Origin of the sequence: Lysinibacillus sp. NPDC056959 (genome assembly GCF_042674095.1) — a bacterium.
GTDB lineage: Bacteria > Bacillota > Bacilli > Bacillales_A > Planococcaceae > Lysinibacillus > Lysinibacillus zambalensis.
This window is the reverse complement of record NZ_JBHURE010000016.1, coordinates 19131-38722: the sequence shown is the minus strand read 5'-3', so window position 1 is coordinate 38722 and position 19592 is coordinate 19131. Positions and strand designations below refer to the sequence as shown.

The 19592-nt window shown below is 34.8% G+C and carries 20 protein-coding genes and 2 pseudogenes; 4 read left to right on the top strand and 18 right to left on the bottom strand.

From position 1 onward, the window contains the following. Positions 1–10 precede the first annotated feature (10 nt). Complete coding sequence (locus tag ACFTQ7_RS16960) at positions 11–1024, top strand: alpha/beta fold hydrolase (protein ID WP_386830060.1); 1014 nt, start codon at positions 11–13, stop codon at positions 1022–1024. Positions 1025–1628: 604 nt separating this feature from the next. Here the strand turns inward: ACFTQ7_RS16960 and ACFTQ7_RS16955 are convergent. Both ACFTQ7_RS16955 and ACFTQ7_RS16950 read right to left on the bottom strand, forming a co-directional pair. After that, positions 1629–2162: a hypothetical protein gene (locus ACFTQ7_RS16955; protein ID WP_349658414.1), complete on the bottom strand. Its 534-nt coding sequence runs from the start codon at positions 2160–2162 to the stop codon at positions 1629–1631. A 172-nt stretch (positions 2163–2334) separates the two neighbouring features. Next, a pseudogene (locus ACFTQ7_RS16950) lies at positions 2335–2719 on the bottom strand (IS1595 family transposase); the annotation flags it as partial. A gap of 17 nt (positions 2720–2736) precedes the next feature. Here ACFTQ7_RS16950 and ACFTQ7_RS16945 point away from each other — a divergent pair. Further along, positions 2737–3758, top strand: a pseudogene (locus tag ACFTQ7_RS16945) (helix-turn-helix transcriptional regulator). Between the two features lie 204 nt (positions 3759–3962). After that, positions 3963–4484: a GrpB family protein gene (locus ACFTQ7_RS16940; RefSeq protein ID WP_386830059.1), complete on the top strand. Its 522-nt coding sequence runs from the start codon at positions 3963–3965 to the stop codon at positions 4482–4484. Positions 4485–4569: 85 nt separating this feature from the next. Here ACFTQ7_RS16940 and ACFTQ7_RS16935 read toward each other — a convergent pair whose 3' ends face one another. Then, positions 4570–5664: a DUF418 domain-containing protein gene (locus ACFTQ7_RS16935; protein WP_386830058.1), complete on the bottom strand. Its 1095-nt coding sequence runs from the start codon at positions 5662–5664 to the stop codon at positions 4570–4572. Between the two features lie 239 nt (positions 5665–5903). On the opposite strand from ACFTQ7_RS16935, the gene ACFTQ7_RS16930 reads away from it, so the two are divergent. Next, on the top strand, positions 5904–6641 hold the full coding sequence (locus tag ACFTQ7_RS16930; RefSeq protein WP_386830057.1) for a helix-turn-helix domain-containing protein: 738 nt from the start codon (positions 5904–5906) through the stop codon (positions 6639–6641). A gap of 113 nt (positions 6642–6754) precedes the next feature. Here ACFTQ7_RS16930 and ACFTQ7_RS16925 read toward each other — a convergent pair whose 3' ends face one another. From ACFTQ7_RS16925 to ACFTQ7_RS16855, 15 genes are all read right to left on the bottom strand, one after another. Next, positions 6755–7477: an SDR family NAD(P)-dependent oxidoreductase gene (locus ACFTQ7_RS16925; protein ID WP_386830056.1), complete on the bottom strand. Its 723-nt coding sequence runs from the start codon at positions 7475–7477 to the stop codon at positions 6755–6757. A 257-nt stretch (positions 7478–7734) separates the two neighbouring features. Then, positions 7735–8562 (bottom strand): MetQ/NlpA family ABC transporter substrate-binding protein, encoded by an 828-nt coding sequence (locus ACFTQ7_RS16920; RefSeq protein WP_386830055.1) that lies wholly within the window; start codon positions 8560–8562, stop codon positions 7735–7737. Positions 8563–8580: 18 nt separating this feature from the next. Next, the gene (locus tag ACFTQ7_RS16915) at positions 8581–9234 is read right to left on the bottom strand and encodes a methionine ABC transporter permease (protein ID WP_386830054.1); all 654 of its coding nucleotides are present in this window, start codon (positions 9232–9234) and stop codon (positions 8581–8583) included. Continuing rightward, a complete protein-coding gene (locus ACFTQ7_RS16910; RefSeq protein WP_386830053.1) occupies positions 9231–10256 on the bottom strand; it encodes a methionine ABC transporter ATP-binding protein in 1026 nt (341 codons plus the stop codon). Before ACFTQ7_RS16910 ends, ACFTQ7_RS16915 begins: the two co-directional genes overlap by 4 nt. A gap of 70 nt (positions 10257–10326) precedes the next feature. Then, complete coding sequence (locus tag ACFTQ7_RS16905) at positions 10327–11505, bottom strand: M20 metallopeptidase family protein (RefSeq protein ID WP_386830052.1); 1179 nt, start codon at positions 11503–11505, stop codon at positions 10327–10329. Positions 11506–11733: 228 nt separating this feature from the next. After that, positions 11734–11982 carry a hypothetical protein gene (locus ACFTQ7_RS16900; protein ID WP_386830051.1) on the bottom strand — a complete coding sequence of 83 codons (249 nt, stop codon included), beginning with the start codon at positions 11980–11982 and terminating at the stop codon, positions 11734–11736. Between the two features lie 18 nt (positions 11983–12000). Continuing rightward, positions 12001–12231: a hypothetical protein gene (locus tag ACFTQ7_RS16895; protein WP_386830050.1), complete on the bottom strand. Its 231-nt coding sequence runs from the start codon at positions 12229–12231 to the stop codon at positions 12001–12003. Positions 12232–12268: 37 nt separating this feature from the next. After that, a complete protein-coding gene (locus tag ACFTQ7_RS16890) occupies positions 12269–12862 on the bottom strand; it encodes a TetR/AcrR family transcriptional regulator (protein WP_386830049.1) in 594 nt (197 codons plus the stop codon). 280 nt (positions 12863–13142) lie between these two features. Next, a complete protein-coding gene (yiaA, locus tag ACFTQ7_RS16885; RefSeq protein WP_386830048.1) occupies positions 13143–13613 on the bottom strand; it encodes an inner membrane protein YiaA in 471 nt (156 codons plus the stop codon). Between the two features lie 688 nt (positions 13614–14301). Then, complete coding sequence (locus ACFTQ7_RS16880) at positions 14302–15561, bottom strand: DUF4179 domain-containing protein (protein WP_386830047.1); 1260 nt, start codon at positions 15559–15561, stop codon at positions 14302–14304. Continuing rightward, positions 15558–16058: a sigma-70 family RNA polymerase sigma factor gene (locus ACFTQ7_RS16875; RefSeq protein WP_386830046.1), complete on the bottom strand. Its 501-nt coding sequence runs from the start codon at positions 16056–16058 to the stop codon at positions 15558–15560. The genes ACFTQ7_RS16880 and ACFTQ7_RS16875 overlap by 4 nt, the downstream gene beginning before the upstream one ends. A gap of 338 nt (positions 16059–16396) precedes the next feature. After that, positions 16397–17566 (bottom strand): hypothetical protein, encoded by a 1170-nt coding sequence (locus ACFTQ7_RS16870; RefSeq protein WP_386830045.1) that lies wholly within the window; start codon positions 17564–17566, stop codon positions 16397–16399. A 12-nt stretch (positions 17567–17578) separates the two neighbouring features. After that, the gene (locus ACFTQ7_RS16865; RefSeq protein ID WP_386830044.1) at positions 17579–18397 is read right to left on the bottom strand and encodes a hypothetical protein; all 819 of its coding nucleotides are present in this window, start codon (positions 18395–18397) and stop codon (positions 17579–17581) included. Continuing rightward, on the bottom strand, positions 18394–19083 hold the full coding sequence (locus ACFTQ7_RS16860; protein WP_386830043.1) for an ABC transporter ATP-binding protein: 690 nt from the start codon (positions 19081–19083) through the stop codon (positions 18394–18396). Before ACFTQ7_RS16860 ends, ACFTQ7_RS16865 begins: the two co-directional genes overlap by 4 nt. Then, positions 19080–19469: a GntR family transcriptional regulator gene (locus ACFTQ7_RS16855; RefSeq protein ID WP_374966927.1), complete on the bottom strand. Its 390-nt coding sequence runs from the start codon at positions 19467–19469 to the stop codon at positions 19080–19082. The genes ACFTQ7_RS16860 and ACFTQ7_RS16855 overlap by 4 nt, the downstream gene beginning before the upstream one ends. Positions 19470–19592 lie beyond the last annotated feature (123 nt).

Sequence of the window (19592 nt, the reverse complement as noted above, 5' to 3'; positions counted from 1 at the left end):
GATTCGAATCATGAAAGATTACGAAATTTATTCACTAGGAGATGTCATACTGCAATCGGGTCAAAAGCTACCTCAAGCCTTTCTTGCCTATAAAACGTATGGAACTTTAAATTCTGCAAAGTCCAATGTAATTGTCTATCCTACCTGGTTTGCTGGCCAACATACCGATAATGAGTGGCTTATTGGCCCCGGTAAAGCACTCGATCCTGACAAATATTTCATCATTGTGCCTAATATGTTTGGAAATGGGTTATCTTCCTCCCCAAGCAATACACCAGCCCCTTTTGACAGAGCGAATTTTCCGCTCACAACGATTTATGACAATGTCCGACTACAACATCAGCTCGTAACAAAGAAATTTGGTATTTCGAAAATTGCTCTAGTCGTTGGCTGGTCACTGGGGGCGCTGCAATCCTTTCAATGGGGAACTAGTTATCCTGAGATGATCGAGCGGATTGCTCCATTTGGCGGAACAGCAAAAACCAGACCACATGCTCAAGTTGTTTTTGAGGGGCTTATTGCAGCATTGCAAGCGGACTCCAATTGGAAGGAAGGCTTCTATGATCATCAGCCTGTAGCAGGGCTTGCTGCGATGGGACGCGCCTATGCTCCTTGGGGGTTTTCTCAAGCTTATTATTTAGAGCAACTCTATGAGTCAGAGGGATATTCGACGTTAAATGCATATCTGAAAGACTATTGGGATCAAGTGTTTCTTTCTTTTGATGCCAATGATTTGATTGCTATGCTCCGTACAGGAATCACCGGAGATATTAGCGCTAACACCGAAGACTACAGAAATTTTGAACAGGCATTAAACAAGATCACTGCTCATGCTCTTGTTATGCCAGGATCGACTGATCTGTTCTTCCCTCCTGAGGATAATGCATATGAAGTGAAACATATGCCTAATGCTATATATCAGCTAATCGAATCCAAATGGGGACATTGCTTTGGAATCGGACAAAACGAACATGATTCCCTTGTGATAGACAACTATCTGAAACAATTTTTGCAGTTGGGATGAGTAACTTTACGTATTCTAGTAACAGAGTAGATAATGCCCTTCTCCATAATTTTTTCACTTACAATAATAAAGTGAAACTTTAATCCGTGTGGGGTTTGCTTCTTCCCCCACTGATTATTAGTCTTCACCAATCGGACTTTTTCTGGCAGTTCATCTCCCACCTATCTTCTTTGCTTTTGCCAAATTTTAAGGTAAGAATCTGGTACCTAATGCTTCGTTTACGGTACAAATAAATTACTGCCCTTTAATGTAAACATAGGCTATTCATCTAAAAAGATACACGACTCAAACTTGCTAAAAGATCTCTCACTCTGTTTTACCATGGTTAAGCAATGATAAGGGAAAGTATCTCTTACTCTTACACCATCTTGACTATACCTTTATCTAAGGAGTGGTAAAATTGGCGCGTGTTTTATTTAGGCTGTTTTCTCAAAGATTGTTGCTGTTAAAACTAAAAGACAGATTTAATCTACAAAACGTGTAGGATAAATCTGTCTTTTAGTTTTGATATTTCGTGAATCGAAAATTTAACGAAAGCTCTGATTAGTTGAAGAAAAAACATTCATTGTTTTTAAAATATTTTACTTACTTCTATGTAAAATAACTATTTTCCTCGTGGCCAAATGAAATATGCAATAGATATGATAAAATCAATTCCCAGTACTAAAGACCATACTTTTAGTGTTTCAAAAAGTATAGAGCTACGGTCCGCATCATTTACTAGGTATATCAATATTAATAAAAATCCTGCTCCGATGATATATGCAAATAAATGCTGAAAAGACCCTTTCAAAGAATTACGAGCATATGCGAAACCAGTCTTTTTTTCAGGTTTTGTTCCCTCTTTTTTTATGTAGTATAAGAACTTTTCATCAGCCCAACGAACGATACTCTTTCCAAAAGCAATCGACACACCTAAATAGATAGCAGCAATTGCGTGAGACTTAGTTGCATTTCCACCCTTTAATAGATCTATAGCAGTTACGATTAACAGAAACAAATCAATCACGGGTGTTAGAAGTAAAAAGAACGATCCCATTTTTTTAAAGTTATATACATAACGTAAAGTTAGACCGAGTATTATAACAATCCAAAAACCAATTTCTGCTGCAATAATTGACCAAGTAATAAAATTCAATTAACCACCCCACACTTTTACTTACAAAAAATCTAGTAGTATAAAAACACACGCTTATATATTGTATATTATAAGGAGAAACAATAAAAAAAGTCCACATTTTATCAAATTAACCATATTATTTCAGCGAAAAGCTCTTTTTGCTTCGCTAATTGAATAACAGTAAATCCGCTTAAAAAGCATCTGATAAATGGTGCTCTTTGCCTTTTCTTATTGCTTCAATTGTGAAATAGTTAGATTTTTGACAAGTTGAAATAAGCATTTGCTCTACCCGATTTTCAAATGCCAAGTTTTTATGTAACTCAAGCCAAACGATACCAGTAAAGGTAACTATCCAAATAATACGTACCAACGCCCTGAAATCGTTCCATCCATCCTTTCAAACGGCGATGGAAGTTATTAACGTGTTGTATATGGAATATCCCTTTTTTTACTCGTTGATTTTGATTAAGATTAACTGTTTCGTGTTTAAGATTTTTTGCTGCTGCAAGTTTTTTATAATTGGTAGCGGTATCCGTGCATAACAAAGAAGAATGGGCTATATAATCCCCGAGGAGCTGAGGGGTTTTCCCTGATGAAACTAAGTGAAGCAATGGGCTATTCTTCTTATTACTGTTCCTTTAAATTTCATCAAATCACAGGCATTAGCATTAAACGCTATATGACCCTTAGAAAAACCTATCTTTCTTCAATCAGTCTTAGTGAAACAGATGAAAGGATCATTGAAATAGCGATTAAACATGGCTATTCATCGCAAGAAGCATTTTCCCGAGCTTTCAAGGAAATATTCGGCGTTCCCCCAACGCCTTTCGTGTATGTCCCGAACCATTGCAATCTTATGTAAAGCTCACTATGAATGAAGCGAGGGGATATTATATGGATATTTCAAAAAAATTAAGAATTGAAGATTTACAAAAACATGTGGATGAACATTTTGATGATGAAGTATTACATATTTTAAATGGACAAATGATGTACGAAGAATTCAGCTCTCAACAATTAATGGGAAAAAGCGATTATGCACCGTTTAATGAAGCGATGTGTGTACACGACACCGTTACAACCATTTTTAGCGACTCCTTCAAACAGGTTCGAGCTGCAGGACATCAAGTCTCACTTGAGCATTACGAAGCCATTACAGTTGCACCACTTGAAAAGACCTTATTTTCCAAAAAATATAAATGTATCGTTCTTTGGTTTGGTGAAGATATGTTTTGTCAGATGAACTTAATAACCGTATTAGCATATTTAGAACAAATAGCATTTAAAGGAACGATTTACTATCATGCGGTGAGAGAACAAACATATGATGTGCAAGAAACTGACATAACATTAGGTAGCTATTTCAATCTATATGAAGCAGTGTTAATAGACCACCGTATGCCAGATGTAGAACTGATGCCTGTTATGTATCAAGGAATCAAATTATATTTAGAACTATTGAAAAGCGACAACGACATCACAAAATATTTCCAAACACATCAATATCTACCTCACGATGAAATTGTACAAAACCTACTACACCTCTTCCCTCAATATGGTTTAGGGGATTCTCAATATTTAGAATTAATTAAAACAACGCAAATTAAAGAATGAGCATGCTTACCCCTCTCCCCTTTAGAGTGGTGAAGAGTTGCTACCCAAACTCTTCATCGCTCATTTTTACACTATGAAAAAACGAGTCATCTACTTTGTAGTTATTTTCAAACAGCATCATTGACAATGCATTAGATTTTTTTAATCTGTAGTAATGCATAAAATTTGTCAGGTTATACAAAACCAAAGACTGGGGTGTACTGAATGAGAAATATAAAAGTTGTAGATTATAACCACAATTGGAGCAGCGACTATCAGAAAGAGGAACATTCTATTAGGGCTATCCTTCAAAATGAATTGGTGAATAGTTTTCATATTGGAAGCACGTCCGTTCCAGGTCTGAAAGCAAAACCAATCATAGATATGCTACTAGTAGTCAATGATATTCATAAATTGGATTCATTTTCTAAGCAATTTCAAGAGATTGGATACGAAGTTAAGGGCGAATTCGGGATAACCGGAAGAAGATATTTCCGCAAAGGTGGCGATCGTCGTACACACCAAATCCACGCTTTTCAATATAACAACTTAGATGAAATAGAAAGACATTTAGCATTTAGAGATTATCTTCGAGAGCATCCCGAAGTTTGCAGGCAGTATGGAGAAATAAAGAGCCAACTTGCCAAGCAGTATCCAAATGATAGTGATGGGTATTGTAATGGGAAAGAAGATTTTGTCAAAAGTGTTGAAAAAGATGCTATTAAATGGCATTGGACTGTCCGTTAATTTGAATCTTCATTTAGCGGCTAGAAAGCGATCCGGCTTGTTAGAGGAAAGCTTTCTAATCTCCCTTTTTAATCTATTTCCACTACTAATCTGTCATTTTTCTCATCACCCACTCAATCGGTCCTCTTTTATATTTTTTGCTCCATAAAACTGAAAAGAAAATACTCGCTACGAAAAATAATATTGTAAATACTAATGAAAATGCTAACGTTTGGTTTTCTAACCTATTGAATAACGCCAATATACCCACACCGATGAATACATGGCTTACATAATGCGTTAATGTTAATTGTCCTGTTTGAATAAGTGATTTTATCAACCATTGTCCTGCAAACCTTTCTACGATATTAACAGAAGCGACAATGACAATGATTGAAGATGCGGAATTTGATAAGATATATAAAATATTTGGAGGAATTGGCCCTGTTTGAAACAAAAATTCAGCACTTTTTACATCTAACACCGATAGCGATAGTCGCATTAATAGTTTTGAAAGTACCTCTATTGTTATTAGTAGAATTATAGAAATAAACAACATTTTGTTTCTTACAGCTTTCTTCATTAAATCAAGTCTGCCAAGGATCATTCCAAGCAAAAAGAAACAGAGCCAAGGGAATAATGGGTGATATCCATTAAACAAGAGATTTCTTAGAAAACCTTCGATCGTCCAAAAATCAAGATATTCCATAAACGGTTGTTCTGGATGCCATCCCTTCAAATAATTCATTGTCACTTGTAAGGCTTGCGAGGTGATTAAAAAAAGACTAGATAGGATGATCATGATTTTTGTAGAAGCTACGATAAGGAAGGATGCAATCAACATATAAACACCATAATAATGGAGAATATCTCCAGTCCAATCAGCAACATATAAAAGTAAACCTAGAATAAAGAGAAAAGCGGAACGTTTCCATAATTTCATCCTATTCTCTTTAATAGTAGAAAGCTCACCGCTAATTCTAGCTTTTCTTGTCATCAAGGTAACTCCGATACCAGCCAACGTAACAAAAGTGGCAGACGCCCTTCCATCGAAAAGTCCAGTAAACCATAAAAGCCAATCCGGCCCTCTCCCTGCCGCTCCCATAATGATTTTAAAATTGACGATAAGCATCCCAAACATAGCCAAGGCTCGAGCGAAATCTAGCCCTTCAATCCGTTTAGATTGTAACGGTTCTGTCATAACTGTTCCTCCTTCTGTTAATACACCATCACTATAAACTATAGGGTTGACCTAATGTCAAACCAACTTTTGTTTGTCCACCACTCAATTCATTTGCCCCAAAAAATACGTTAGCTTTATCGCATGGAATTAATCTTTCTTTCATTCTCATTGATAACTGTTTGAGGTTTTATCTTAGGTTTATTGGTTGACATTAGGCTAGCCCTAGGGTTTATATTTATTTAGAGAAGAGGGATATTATGGATGATACAATTACAATAAATCAATTGGCTAAAATATTTGGTATCAGTCATCATCAAATACGATATTACGAAGAAAAAGGGCTCTTATTCCCATCCTACACGGATAATAATAGATATCGAAAATATTCGCTGAAGGAAATTTATCAACTTGCTCAACTATTAATGTTGAGAAACTTAAATCTTTCAATCGCACAAATTAAAGAGGTTTTAACTTCGTATGAAAAAAGTGATTATTTGAAGTTATTAAAAGAAAAATCAAAAGAAATTTCCGATGAAATAAACAAACTGCAAAAAATAAAAAAGGTAATTGATCACCATTATGTAAATATTACAAACCAAAAAGTAAATTCAACAAAATACTTACAAGAAAGTCATTTAGAAAAAATAATCACTTTAAAAACGAATGAAACTTTATCAGCTAAAGATTTTTTAAAATTACAATTATCAAAGCAATTTTTTTATAATGATGTTATTTATGTTTTTGAAGATGATGAATATCATATGTGTATAAAAACGGAATATCAAGCTGATTTCATCATGAATGAAGGTAAATATAAATCTATATTTATTGTAGGTGAAACGGATGATGAAATTGAGGTACAAATAGCATCCATTATCGACAAAAAAAGTACCCCTATCTATGTAATGGAGCTCTCAAGCGGCATTTTTACTAATAGTAATATTCTTGAGTTAGAAGTGCTGATTCCCAAAAAAGATGATAACTACTTGGGTTAAATTTATTAGAATATTAAACCCATGCTAGAGAATGTTAAATTACTGACATCATTTTAAACGGCTCACATATTGAACACAATCGTTCAACATGTGAGCCGTTTTTTTATACTGAATTATACATTCATATCTGTAATAGCAGGAATATTTATCTCTTTCACACATGAAACTGGTGATAAATTAATCACACATTGGACAATGGCTACAATATCTTGTACAGGAATACGTGTACCTTCGTACAATTTAATTGCTTTTTCAGCCCCTTCTTCAAAAGGTACTTCAGCAGCCAGTTCTCCCGGATTAATACACGTTACAGCGATCTTATCTTTCCTCACATGCTCCCGTAAAGCATTTGTAATACCTCGCAAGCCAAATTTAGATGTCACAAACGAAACTTGCTTATTATTCGAATGATCTAAACCTGCTGTCGATCCTATTAAAATTATTTTTCCATTTTCGGCCTGTCTTAAATTAGGTAATAGTGCCTGAATATATGTAATCGTGGAAGTTAAATTAATATTAATTAAGTTTGCAATATCCCCAATCTCATCATTATCAAACGTATAGTCATCTTCAAAACCATGCTTCTCCCATACTCCAACATTATAAATACATACATCAACAGCAACGCCTTGTAAACTTTCTTTTAAAGCAGGAATATGTTGTTGACTAGATAAATCAACAGCGAGCCATTTACGATTTACGCCATCATTTATATCTAAACTACTTGGTCGTGTTCGAGAAACCATCCATACTGTATCCCCTTTTGTTGGTAACCCCTTTACAAATGCATCACCTAATCCTTGGCTCGCTCCAAATATAATAAAGTTCTTACTCATCCAATCACCCTTTCCATATGACTACAACATAAGTATAGTTAATACAAAAACTAGTAACAACTAATGTGATTTATGGAAATATTGAGGTGTCTAAAAATCGTTATTTTAACATATACAAAAAGAATCCATTTTGACAATAATCAATCAAAATAGATTCCTTCAATAGAATAAAAGAAACGATGAACATATCCATTTTTGTTATTCAAAATCTTTTACCCCTAGAGAACTTCTAGCAATAAATACAGATTTCACTAGGATCAATCATTTTTAGGGATGAACCAATAGTTATCTTGATTATTTTCATCCATGTATTTTTTAAACTCTGGAGAATTATAGGCATCTTTTACAGCTTTTGCCCAATCGGTATCTTTGTTTTTTTCATCTACTACTGCTACTAACTCGTAATTTTTCACAACATCTTCTTGCAATATTGCATTTTTTGCATCAATTCCTGAAGAATACACGATACTTCCTGGGATAACACCATAGTCCAAGTCTTCTAATGTACGCGGGATTTGAGCCGATTCCATTTCTTTAATTTCTAACTCATATTTATTTTCAACGATATCCTCTGCTGTTGCTTGAATTGGATCTATACCGTCTTTAATTTTAATCCAACCTGCTTTTTGTAAAATTGCATATGCACGAGCTGCATTTGATGGATCTTGAGGAATACCAATTACGTCGCCTTTTTTAACCTCATCTACTGATTTCTTTTTACCAGGGAATAAAGCAGCTGGAACTGTTGGCACAGCTGTTACAGCAACAAGAGTTGAGCCACTTTCCTTATTGAAATTGTTCATGTAAGCTGTATGTTGGTCCACATTTAAATCAATACCACCATCCGCTAAAGCAACATCCGCTTGTCGTAAATCTGTAAATTCCGTGTCTTCCACTTTATATCCTTCATCTTCAAGAATCGGCTTTACGGCTTTTAAAAATAATTCACTATAAGGTCCTGGGGACGTACCAACTTTAATTGTTTTCTTGTCATCTGATGAGCTTGAGTCAGAATCTGAATTCCCGCAGGCTACTAAAAAAATAGCAAGCGATACTATAAGAAATGCTGAAATATATTTTTTCATAAACGTAAGACCCCTTTTTTATTGATGTCTAATTTTTTTCGCTAAATAACTGCCGAGTGATTGGATAAGTTGCACAATAATAATTAAAATAACGACAGTTAAAATAATGACAAATGTATTAAAGCGTTGATAACCGTGTGATATGGCTAAATTACCTATTCCACCGCCCCCAACTGTACCAGCCATCGCCGTTGCTCCAATCAATCCAATTGTTGCGGTTGTTAACGTTAATATAATAGAAGCAAGTGCCTCAGGAATTAAAAAATGTCGTACAATTTGTAAAGGCTTCGCGCCGAAAGATTTTGCTAATTCGATAATTCCAGGATTCACTTCTAATAGAGATGTTTCCACTAATCGTGCAATAAATGGGGCAATGTAAATAATAAGCGGAACGATCGCTGCCTCCGTACCATATGTTTTTCCGACAATTAAACGTGTAAACGGAACGATTGCTACGAGCAAAATAATAAACGGTAACGAACGAATAATATTAATGATTGAATTTAAAATGAAATAAACAATTTTATTCTCTTTAATACCATTTGGCCTTGTGAGTACTAAAAACAGTGCAAGTGGTAGCCCTAATAACGTTCCAATTAATAACGAAACAGAAACCATATAAACAGTTTCGGTCATAGCCTGCCAAATTATATCCGGGGAAATCTGATTCATATTTTCACATCCTCTACAATGACATTAAACTCTTTAATAAATGCTTTAATTTCTTGAATGATTGACTCATTTGCAGAAAATGCGATAGTAAAGATGCCTAAAGTAGTCCCCTCGAGTTCTGTAACATTGGCAAAGACAATATTGCTTTCTACATGATTGAAACGTTTATTTAGTTGATATAATAACGAGCTAGCCGTATTTTCTCCTAAAAACTTTAGCCGTAATAAAGTATACGACTGTTGATTTTTTTGATAAAATTCCAATAAGTCTTTTGGAATTTTATTAGGAATAACCGTTTCTACAAAATCTTTAGTAGTTTGTTCTTTCGGTTGACCGAATACTTGAATAACATTTCCTGATTCGATTAATTGACCATTTTCCATCACAGCTACTTTATTACAAAGATCACGAATCACTTCCATCTCATGTGTAATTAATAAAATCGTTATATTAAACTGTTCATTGACTCGTTTTAACAAATTTAAAATTGATTTTGTCGTTTTAGGATCGAGTGCAGAGGTTGCCTCATCGCATAATAAAATTTCAGGATTTGTGACCAGTGCACGTGCTATCCCAACGCGTTGCTTCTGACCTCCAGAAAGCTGGTTCGGATAGTTTTTATCTTTATCTTCTAACCCTACAAATGAAAGCATTTCTTTCACTTTTTTATCGATTGCTTCTTTACTTTCATTACGGAGTTTTAATGGCAAAGCGACATTGTCAAAAACACTTTTAGACTCAAGTAAATTAAAATGTTGAAAAATCATACTAATCTTTTTCTTATTTAGTATTTTCTCATTCGGACTTAATGTTTGAATATCCTTTCCGTCTACGATGATTTGTCCAGAAGTCGGATTTTCTAAGCCATTTACCATCCGAATTAATGTACTTTTACCTGCTCCACTATAGCCAATAATTCCATATATATCGCCTTTTTGAACTTCTAGAGAAACACCATTTAAAGCGACTACTTTCTTTTTCTTTTGATAAAATTCTTTTACGATATGTTTAAAGACAATCATGGTATTCATTCCTCCAGATTAATTTGCCACTAAACAGAGAATATGCGCTCCATTCTATTGATTTTCATTTTTAATCAATCAAGAAATGATTAGCTATTTTCAAGAATATTTCCCCTGTATTGAGTAGTGCTCGTTCATCAAAATCAAATTTTGGATGATGGTGAGGATATTGTGTATTTGGTTCCTCATTATGAGCACCTACATAAAAGAAATTTCCGGGTTTTTCTTGTAAATAGTAAGCAAAGTCTTCCGCTCCTAACACCGGTTCTTTTTGAATAAAAGCACTATCTCCAAACTGTTCTTTAATGATTTGCTCCACAATTGTAGCTTCTTCCACCGGATTAACTAGTACTGGGTAACCATGTAAGTAATCTAATTCAAAATCTATATAATTAGTTATCTTTAACCCTTCTAGAATTGCTCGGATTTCCTTTTCTATCTGAGCACGAACATCTTTATTTAATGCACGAACGGTTCCTTCTAAAACAGCTGAATCCGCAATTACATTGAAGGCATTTCCAGCATGTATACTTCCTACTGTGACAACGGCAGCTTCGGTTGGGTTTATACGACGACTAACGATTTGTTGTAGGTGTTGAACTAGTTGCGTTGCGGCAATAATGGAGTCTTTCGTTTCATGAGGTCGAGCTCCATGCCCGCCTTTTCCGAAAATTTGAATCGTAAAGGCATCAACTGAGGCCATTGTTGCACCTGAAGCGGTTGACAGCTTGCCAACTGAAAGGTCTGTCGCTAAATGTGCACCAAATACATAATCCACTCCATCTAAAACCCCTTCTTCAATCATAAACTTCGCCCCACCTGGTGGCTTTTCTTCTGCTGGTTGGAAAATAAATTTAGCTGTTCCATGAATACTGTCCCTATGTTTTTGAAGAACTTTTGCCACCGCGAGTAAAGCAGCTGTATGTCCATCGTGACCACAGGCATGCATAACGCCAGGCACTGTGGATTTATATGTAACTTCTTTTTGATCCTCGATAGGTAATGCATCAAAATCTGCGCGAAATGCAATCGTTTTTCCATGTTCACTTCCTTGAACAATTCCAACTACACCTTTATCACCAACATTTTCTTGCACAGAGATTCCATAGCTTTTTAATGTATCCGCGATAAAGCGGGATGTTTTTTCTTCTTGAAAAGAAAGCTCTGGGTTTTGATGTAAATAACGACGATTTTCTACTATTTCTTCAAATAAGCGGCTCAACTCTTTTGAAAGTATGTCACTAGTCAATTCTTAACCCTCCTCGTATTGATTAATCATTCGATATATTCGAACAATTAATACGATTTTAAACATATAAAACCAATAAGTCAACTATGTTTTATTTATTTGTAATCCATTCCAAAATAAAACAACCATCCACCTCGATTAAATCTCGAGAACTGATGGCTGCAAAATTAGGGATAAGTTTTCATTAATTAGGCTGTTATGGGCATAAAAGATTGTAAAACTATTTATCTAATCGTTTTTTTCACTTTCCCGAAATATGAAAACACTGCTTATTATGCCAAGCACACCAAATAACAAAACCCATATATTCTTAAAAAGAAGTCCATAGATGGTCATTACACTTCCAATAATTCCACTTGAAAAAGCACTGGATACCATAGATTTTTTTGTTGGTTTAGGGAATTGAATAGAGGTTCCTAAATTTTTATTTCCCCATTTACAAGCCGCATCCATAATATTTTGTAGTTTGTCTAACATCTTTTTATCCTCCTATTTTTACAATACGAAAAAAGAAAAAAATGCATTGGACATTGCACCTAGAAAGGCCAACATTGAAAATGATAAACAAACCATTCCTGCAATCTTTTTCGCCTTCTGTTCTCTATTCTTTTTGGACATTAAAACTAACCCTAAGATTAGTAGGAAGCTTGCTAAAATGATATTCATTGCGATAAAGAAAGGTGCTGTTTCTTTTAGAAAGTTTATAATACGCCAAAAAAAGTCCATTGATATCTCCTCCTATTTTTTATTTGCAATAGAGCCTTTACTCAAAAATGCTTGCTACCAACTGCTTCGTCATAAATTGAAATGCAGCTAAATGATCACAGTTCTTTGAAATTCCTTCTTTACTTGCAATGCTTGAAAGAAGAACAGTGAAAGTAGAAAAGGCTAAATTTTCAGGAACCTTTAGTTTAAGATTTGCTCGTTTGATTGCTGTACGAAAAAGTTCACTACTATCAAATATTAGTTTTTCTTTCATTTCCTCCGAAAGTTTACTATAAAACGAAGTGAAATCAGTTGTTTTTACGTCATAAAGAAATGGTTTGCTTTCGTATTCATAGTAAAGCTGGATTATGGCTGTTTCAAAGCCGGACTTTTCAGGGCATTGTTCAATTCGCTCAATGAAATTTTCATAAATAGTATCTTGAATGTCATACAGAACTTCAAAAAAAAGTTCTTCCTTACTGGAATATAAATTATAAAAAGTACCTGTTGATATTTCCGCTTTCTTACACAATGCGCCTATGCTTGTTTCTTTATAACCCGGAGAAATCCAAAATGCCATGCATTCCTCTTTCAATTTACTTTTAATCAGACTTTTATCTTCCTCTGAAAAAACTTTTTTTCCCCTTGCCATAGATGATCTCCTTCTTTCGTGAATATTACTTATGAATATTCATAAAATATATTCACAGGATAGCATTAAAACCAAATTTTAACAAGGGATTAAATAACAAATTATTTCAGACCGTCACCATCGCTTGTAATTTCAATAGATATAAAAAACCAACGCTTTGAATAATGTACCTTCAAAACGTTGGCTTTTCTTTCATTTTTTAAATTTTCCCCACATTTTCACTAGCTTTTGTCACGGTAAATGCTAAGGAAGATACTTCCTCCATTCCTTTCCATATAACTCAAGCTTTTTCTTTTGCCCTCTGCGTATCCCTTATATTCTTTTGAACTGTTATTGCTGCAAATAAACTAAGAACAAATGCCATTCCAAAAAATCCTTTTTCGCTTAAAACAACACTTCCTGCATTGTATAAACCGATGGCCATTAATGAAATAGATACGATAAGGGCGAACCAACTAAGACCATAATAAATAGTAGTAACTGGTATTCCCTCATCTTTATCTCTAACTGCTTTTTGTAAAGATATCGCAGAATAAAGTCCGAAAACTAAAACTGCAAAGTAAAAACCTTTTTCGTTCAATTGCATAGTTGCGTTAAACAAACCTATTAAATAAGACGCAACACCTACTAATAGCGCTGCCCACGAAGCCCCTTTGAAGGCCTGAGTCGGTTCTCCCTCTTTCCGTTCTTCTTTTATTTTTAAATCATTTCGTTTTTCATTATCTACTAAAACTTCATTATCATTGGACATTCAATTTTTCGCCTCCATCTTTTAATCTAATAAAAATGGAGCACTAGAGACACTTCAGTGCACCTTCTTTGCTAAACTAACCTGCCATTAAGTTGAACAAGAAAAAAACGATCTTCTTTATTAAAGTATATGCTCATTAGCATTATAACTTCACAACCTTTACGTTTTATCGATTAATTATGCCTCGGCATAATTGCGTCCGGATTTGGCTTTTTGCTTAGGCCAGCAAATGGTATTAGTGTACATCTTAAATAAGTTGTACTAACTCTGGTTTTAATACAACTTTATGAAACATCCAACAATCAGAGTATTCCGTACCAATTTCATGATCATGCAAGCAAACCCTGTTCATTCCATCACAGCCGTCAAGACCACAACAACCATTTAATCTACTACTGTCTGAATGGTGGTTTGAATTGATTAAATCGTTGATGTTTATAATGATAGATCCTTTTAATATTTCATAAGCTGTTTCTTCTTGAATTAAATAGAAGCCTCAGGAATATAATCTTGGCCATCGTTTTCATTAATCAAATTCAGGTCATTTAATCCGTTAATGGCTCAGAAATTTCTAAATTACATGCTTTACAACGTCTTTGTTTGTCTTTACGTTTCAAGAGGTATTACCACAAATATGGAAATATTAAAAAGATGTTCAAAAAGGAGAGCCTTTTTGAACATCTTTTCTTTATTTCAGTGGAATATTCAGTTCAATATTTTCTCCAATAGGATTGAAGAAATAGTTTAAATACATTTTTGCTTTACCATCATATTTTTCAAAGTTCTCCGTCTCAAATAGGTACTGCTCATCATCTGAGAACGAGCTACTTTTATATTTTAACGTCGTGCCATCTGCTTTTACAGCACTATTTAGAAACGAATGTGCCCTTCTATCATCCCATTTCTTTGCAGCAACTGATACACTATGCTGCGCTACAGAAATATCCCAATCCAAATAATCTGGCTTCGTAAGTACTTCCTTTGTGCCAAAATCAACTTCGATAAAATCCTCACCCTTTGGAACCGCTTGAACAGCTCCAATTAATAGTTTGAGTGAATCTGAATCATGGAAATAATTACTTTGTAAATTAAGCGTGATTTTGCCGTCGCGAATATCACCACCTAATGACAAGCCATATTTAATGCCTTCTCTTCGCTCCCCATTTTCCATCTCGACCGCAAAATCATCAAGGGCTAAAATTTGCATCGTATTCGCTTCGTCTAATTCTATATCGATTGCCATTCTTAATGGAGAACGGCGAATTTGTGTAATCGTAAATTTCTGACCACTGACGTCTACAGTTCGATTCGCAGTAATAATTTTTTCCTTTGCGATTTCGTTTTGTAGTGAAAACGGTATCGTAATTTCAATGTTCCCTTTATCTTTTTCATAAAAACGAAAAACCGCTTTAAAATCCTTTGAAGTATAAGCGAAAGGCTCTGAAAAACTATAATCTACTGAAGAAGAGAAGCGCGTTTGACTTGATTGATTGCTTGTAAATGAACCACCGCCTTTAATTTCTTCGTCCCCTTGGAACAAATGAACTTCCTCCAAGTGTAATTTCGACATATCAAATGAGGCATCGGCGTCATAGTAAAGTACTAATCCCGTATTATCTGCAATCACGCCTTGCAATGTAAGCGATAGGCCATTTTTAGACTGCGTCACATTGATTTCTTCATAGTATCCATTGTCCACAATATCTTTTATCCCTTTATCTCTTACAACCGCTAATACAATTTGTTGAAATCCAGGAATTTTTGCAACATAGCTAGCAATCGTAGGAGAAACACGGATTGAAAATAAAAAGCTTAGGCACAGCAAAAAGACTATTGCAACCGAAAAAATCCGCTTCTTTGTTCTTTTTTCTCGCTGTACTTTATGAAACATATCCATCCGAACTTGTTGAAGTTTCTCCTTTGGAACGTCAATCGGTAGTTTACTCATAGCCAGTCCTCCTTTTCTCCAGCGAAGTTTCTAAGCTTCTTTAGTATGTAATGAAGCTTAGACTTTACAGTACCCTCCGGAATTTGATTGAGCTCAGCAATTTCTTTGTTTTTTAATTGCTGAAAATATTTCATATAGACGAGTTGCTGCTCCGACAAAGATAAATGTTCCAATAACCGCTCCATATCAGAGTAGATAGCCCATTCAACTTGGTGATGCTCCTTAATTGCAACGGTTGGTTGGCGTTTTCGCAAATGGTCTTTACAACAATTGATTAAGACGCGCACGAGCCATGTTCTGGCATACTCGTGCTGTTTAACGATATGCATTTTTTTCAGTGCCTTATAAACTAGGTCCTGCATCACGTCTAAAGCATCTTGCTCATTTTTCAGATATGTAAAAGCCATGCGATATAAAATTTCTTCATCCATTTCAATAAGTGAAAGTATCGCTTGATGATCCCCACGAATAGCACGCTGCACGATTTCACATTCCATCCTTTTCGCCTCCTTCCTCCATTAGACGGAGCGTTGCTTCATTTCGTTCAAAATTTTTAAAAATCATTTGAAACCTTCTATGAATTTACCTTTAATCTTTGCGTCAAAGATGTTCCCTCGAAGACATAAGTTTTTAATTCCTTCCTACTCCGTAAGCTTAATAAGAAATTTGCCTTTAACTTTACCCACTGACTAATTTCATTATCGGCATACTGTCATTGTATTTCACAAATATCCACCCAAGGAACAAAAAACGGCAGATATGAATGAATTCATACCTGCCAAAGCTGCTTACTCTTATTTATTAAAATGTGTGTTCTTCAATTTAATGAATGTTGTTATATATTTGCTATTTGCTCGATATAAAGTGAGTAATCTGCATCTAGTTTTTCTTTATTTTCAATAATGATTTTACCTTCATATAATGATTCACCTGTACGTAAATCACCGATAAGGAACAAATGCCCATCCGAAACACGATCGACTAAATATAGTTTACCATCTGTAATCTGTAAAGAAGGTTTTTCTTTAGCATTAGTAATGCTTGGGTAATTAAAGTTTATAGGCTCTTCCCACTGATTCTTCTCTATATTATAACGGTTCAGTACTAAACCATTGGTTGAACGAACAGGAATGAATATATCTTTTTCTTGAAGAATGATCGAGTGCTTATATGGTTTTAATTCGGCCGGAATTGTCCACTCCTTCTCTTCATTATTCAGATAGTTATACAGATACATTTGGCTAGAGATAGTTTTACGCTCACCATCTTCTAGATATTTGTATTTTTCAACCATATATAAGATATAATTTTCATTTTGCACCTTATTATAGTCATTAAATATATAGATGCTGGCCCTGCTTAGCTCTTCTGACTCTATTTTTGCAAGTATTGAGTCTTGTTCTAATTCCTTTTTGTTTTCATCAACCGTGTATAAGTGCAACTCTTCCTCATTATTGAGATTGCTTGTTGCTAATATTTTTATTTTTCCATTTTCTACATAGACATCACTCTCATTGATCCAGTCATATCTTACATGGTCTGGCATATTGATTTCAAATGAAGAACTTTTATTTGTATTTTTATCAAGTATATCGATTTGCAGAGTGAAAGAATCTCCTCGGCCCTCTTTATTTGAAAAAGCCGTGTAAATTAAACGGTTTTCGTCTTCAAAATACTGACCAGGATTTGCTTCTTTTCCACGCATAAACTTACGGTGTTCTTGAATATATTTTTGAAACATCCCAGGGTAATATCGTTCCTTCAACTCTCCGATAAAAGACTCACTCTGATTAGCCGAACCATCCTTTGATATATCTAAGCTACGATAAATATCAACACTTTGATAACCTGCATGAATGATTAGATTGTCGATTTCTCCCTTATCTCCGTTAGTAGTTTCAATTTTAAGAGATACATTATTTGCCATTGCCTGTTGAATATAGTAAGAACCGATTGTCGTCACGATGATTAAACTAATCAATATCGTTTTCCAATATTTTTTCATTGTCATCCCCCCTTAAACCCTGATTTTACATTTTAGCAAATGATTTGCGATCCAAATGGCACTGACTAATACGATGGTGCTCATTACCAGTTCCAATAAGAAGACTTCTAGTGAGTAAAAATAGCCATTTAATAACCTATTTACTAATAGTGGCGCAATAAATACTCCGAACGATAGCATTCCATAAACGATTGCGATAAAAATGCCTTTTAAACCGTAGCTTCGTTCAATTAAAATGGCCGTGAATAGAACTGCTACAAAGATTAGCCCGACTCCATAAATCAGGATAAATTCCGTTAAGGTATTCGGATAAAGCCTTTCTAAACTATAATCATCATTAAATGAAAAATGCGATTGTAAATCTGTTGGTATAATACTATTAACAATTTGCATTTCGATTGAGATTAATACTATTTGCAAGGCAACTAAACCAAGTACTAAAAGCATAATTGTCGTTAATTTTGAGAAATAAATAGTAATTCTTTCAGTTGGCAACATTAATAATCTATAAATAAATGTATTTTTTCCAAACCAGTCCCGATACCAAATAAAGAAAACATAAATCATCAATATGGCTATGCTAAAAAAGATTGGTAGCAGAAACCATTCAGAACCAACGAACTGATTAAAAGAAAATAACCCGTATTCTTCAGTATATTGGCTCATTGATAATTGATTTTTATACATCACTTGATCCACGCCATTCATATATCCTTTTGACACGACAATCGCCCCAATGACCTGGCTGACAATTATCAATCCTATTAAAGTTAGGTATAGTTTGAAAAATCGATTTACTTCGAAATTAAGAAGTTTTAAATAGTTTTTCACCCACGATACACCTCTCTCATGACATCAACTACTGATTTCCCTTCCCTTTCACGCACTTCCTCTACGCTAAATTCCTTTAATACTTCACCGTTATCAATAAGCACTGCTCTATCAATCAAGTGTTCTATATCACTAATTTCATGGGTTGTAATAATCACACCACGATCTTCAATTAAATGGCTTGTAAACACTTCGGCAATCTGCTCCCGAGAAAAAATATCAATACCAGAAAATGGTTCATCCATCAGTAAGTAATCCACATTCAGTGCTAAACCTAATATCATATTGACTTTAGCCATATTCCCCTTTGATAAATTGGCAATCCTTTCAGTAGGATCTAGTTTAAAAAATTGCATCAACTCTTCTGCCCTTTTTGGATCCCAGTTTTTATAAAAATCAGCCATGAACGCAAAGGCATCACAAATTTTCATTTGCGGCAACATCGTAATCGTATCTGGAATAAAGGTAACTTTTTCAAAGCTTTCTTTCCGGATTTTTTCCCCATCGATCAAAATTTCACCACTATTAATCGGAGTGAGCGCCATAATAGCTTTCATGATTGTCGTTTTTCCTACTCCGTTTATACCGATTAAACAAGTAATTTCACCTTTTTCAGCAGTAAAAGAAAGACCTTTTAATACCCGTTTCCTGCCGTATTTTTTCTCGACATTTTTTACTTCGATCATTTCGATTCCTCCGCTTCTCCGCTTTCGGCATCATGCTTTTTCTTAACTAGTTCCAATACTTCGGATAACGGCACATCGATGGATTTAATAGAACCTAAAAATAAGTCAACCGCTTCGATAATCAATTCCTCACGGACACTTTTAAGGACCGCTTCATCTTTAGTAATGCAGCTCGGCATATTCCCCTCAGTAAAAATCAATCCTTGTTCCCCCATTTCCTTATAAGCTCGTTGTGCAGTATTTGGGTTAATCTTCAGCTGGTTGGCTAGCTCTCTTCTTGATGGAATCTCCTGACCAGGTTCAAAATACCCCTTGGCGATTTGCTCTTTAAAATGCCGGATAACCTGGACGTACACTGGATCCCGATTATTAAACTTTACAGTCAATTAACTCAACTCCTAGAAAATTATATTTTCGTGTATTAAGCACTTGATACAGTTTGAGCATAATGGTGGGCTAAGTACTTTTAAAGAACTACCCGAAATATTATTTAGCCATTACCCCGCTAA

What these genes read in the sequence shown, in the direction of transcription:
- ACFTQ7_RS16895 (WP_386830050.1), bottom strand. Translation starts at nt 12,231, where the DNA reads ATGGACTTTTTTTGGCGTATTATAAACTTTCTAAAAGAAACAGCACCT.
- ACFTQ7_RS16875 (WP_386830046.1), bottom strand. Translation starts at nt 16,058, where the DNA reads ATGGAATGTGAAATCGTGCAGCGTGCTATTCGTGGGGATCATCAAGCG.
- ACFTQ7_RS16860 (WP_386830043.1), bottom strand. Translation starts at nt 19,083, where the DNA reads ATGATCGAAGTAAAAAATGTCGAGAAAAAATACGGCAGGAAACGGGTA.
- ACFTQ7_RS16935 (WP_386830058.1), bottom strand. Translation starts at nt 5,664, where the DNA reads ATGACAGAACCGTTACAATCTAAACGGATTGAAGGGCTAGATTTCGCT.
- ACFTQ7_RS16880 (WP_386830047.1), bottom strand. Translation starts at nt 15,561, where the DNA reads ATGAGTAAACTACCGATTGACGTTCCAAAGGAGAAACTTCAACAAGTT.
- ACFTQ7_RS16890 (WP_386830049.1), bottom strand. Translation starts at nt 12,862, where the DNA reads ATGGCAAGGGGAAAAAAAGTTTTTTCAGAGGAAGATAAAAGTCTGATT.
- ACFTQ7_RS16900 (WP_386830051.1), bottom strand. Translation starts at nt 11,982, where the DNA reads ATGTTAGACAAACTACAAAATATTATGGATGCGGCTTGTAAATGGGGA.
- ACFTQ7_RS16925 (WP_386830056.1), bottom strand. Translation starts at nt 7,477, where the DNA reads ATGAGTAAGAACTTTATTATATTTGGAGCGAGCCAAGGATTAGGTGAT.
- yiaA (WP_386830048.1), bottom strand. Translation starts at nt 13,613, where the DNA reads ATGTCCAATGATAATGAAGTTTTAGTAGATAATGAAAAACGAAATGAT.
- ACFTQ7_RS16870 (WP_386830045.1), bottom strand. Translation starts at nt 17,566, where the DNA reads ATGAAAAAATATTGGAAAACGATATTGATTAGTTTAATCATCGTGACG.
- ACFTQ7_RS16910 (WP_386830053.1), bottom strand. Translation starts at nt 10,256, where the DNA reads ATGATTGTCTTTAAACATATCGTAAAAGAATTTTATCAAAAGAAAAAG.
- ACFTQ7_RS16915 (WP_386830054.1), bottom strand. Translation starts at nt 9,234, where the DNA reads ATGAATCAGATTTCCCCGGATATAATTTGGCAGGCTATGACCGAAACT.
- ACFTQ7_RS16940 (WP_386830059.1), top strand. Translation starts at nt 3,963, where the DNA reads ATGAGAAATATAAAAGTTGTAGATTATAACCACAATTGGAGCAGCGAC.
- ACFTQ7_RS16930 (WP_386830057.1), top strand. Translation starts at nt 5,904, where the DNA reads ATGGATGATACAATTACAATAAATCAATTGGCTAAAATATTTGGTATC.
- ACFTQ7_RS16920 (WP_386830055.1), bottom strand. Translation starts at nt 8,562, where the DNA reads ATGAAAAAATATATTTCAGCATTTCTTATAGTATCGCTTGCTATTTTT.
- ACFTQ7_RS16960 (WP_386830060.1), top strand. Translation starts at nt 11, where the DNA reads ATGAAAGATTACGAAATTTATTCACTAGGAGATGTCATACTGCAATCG.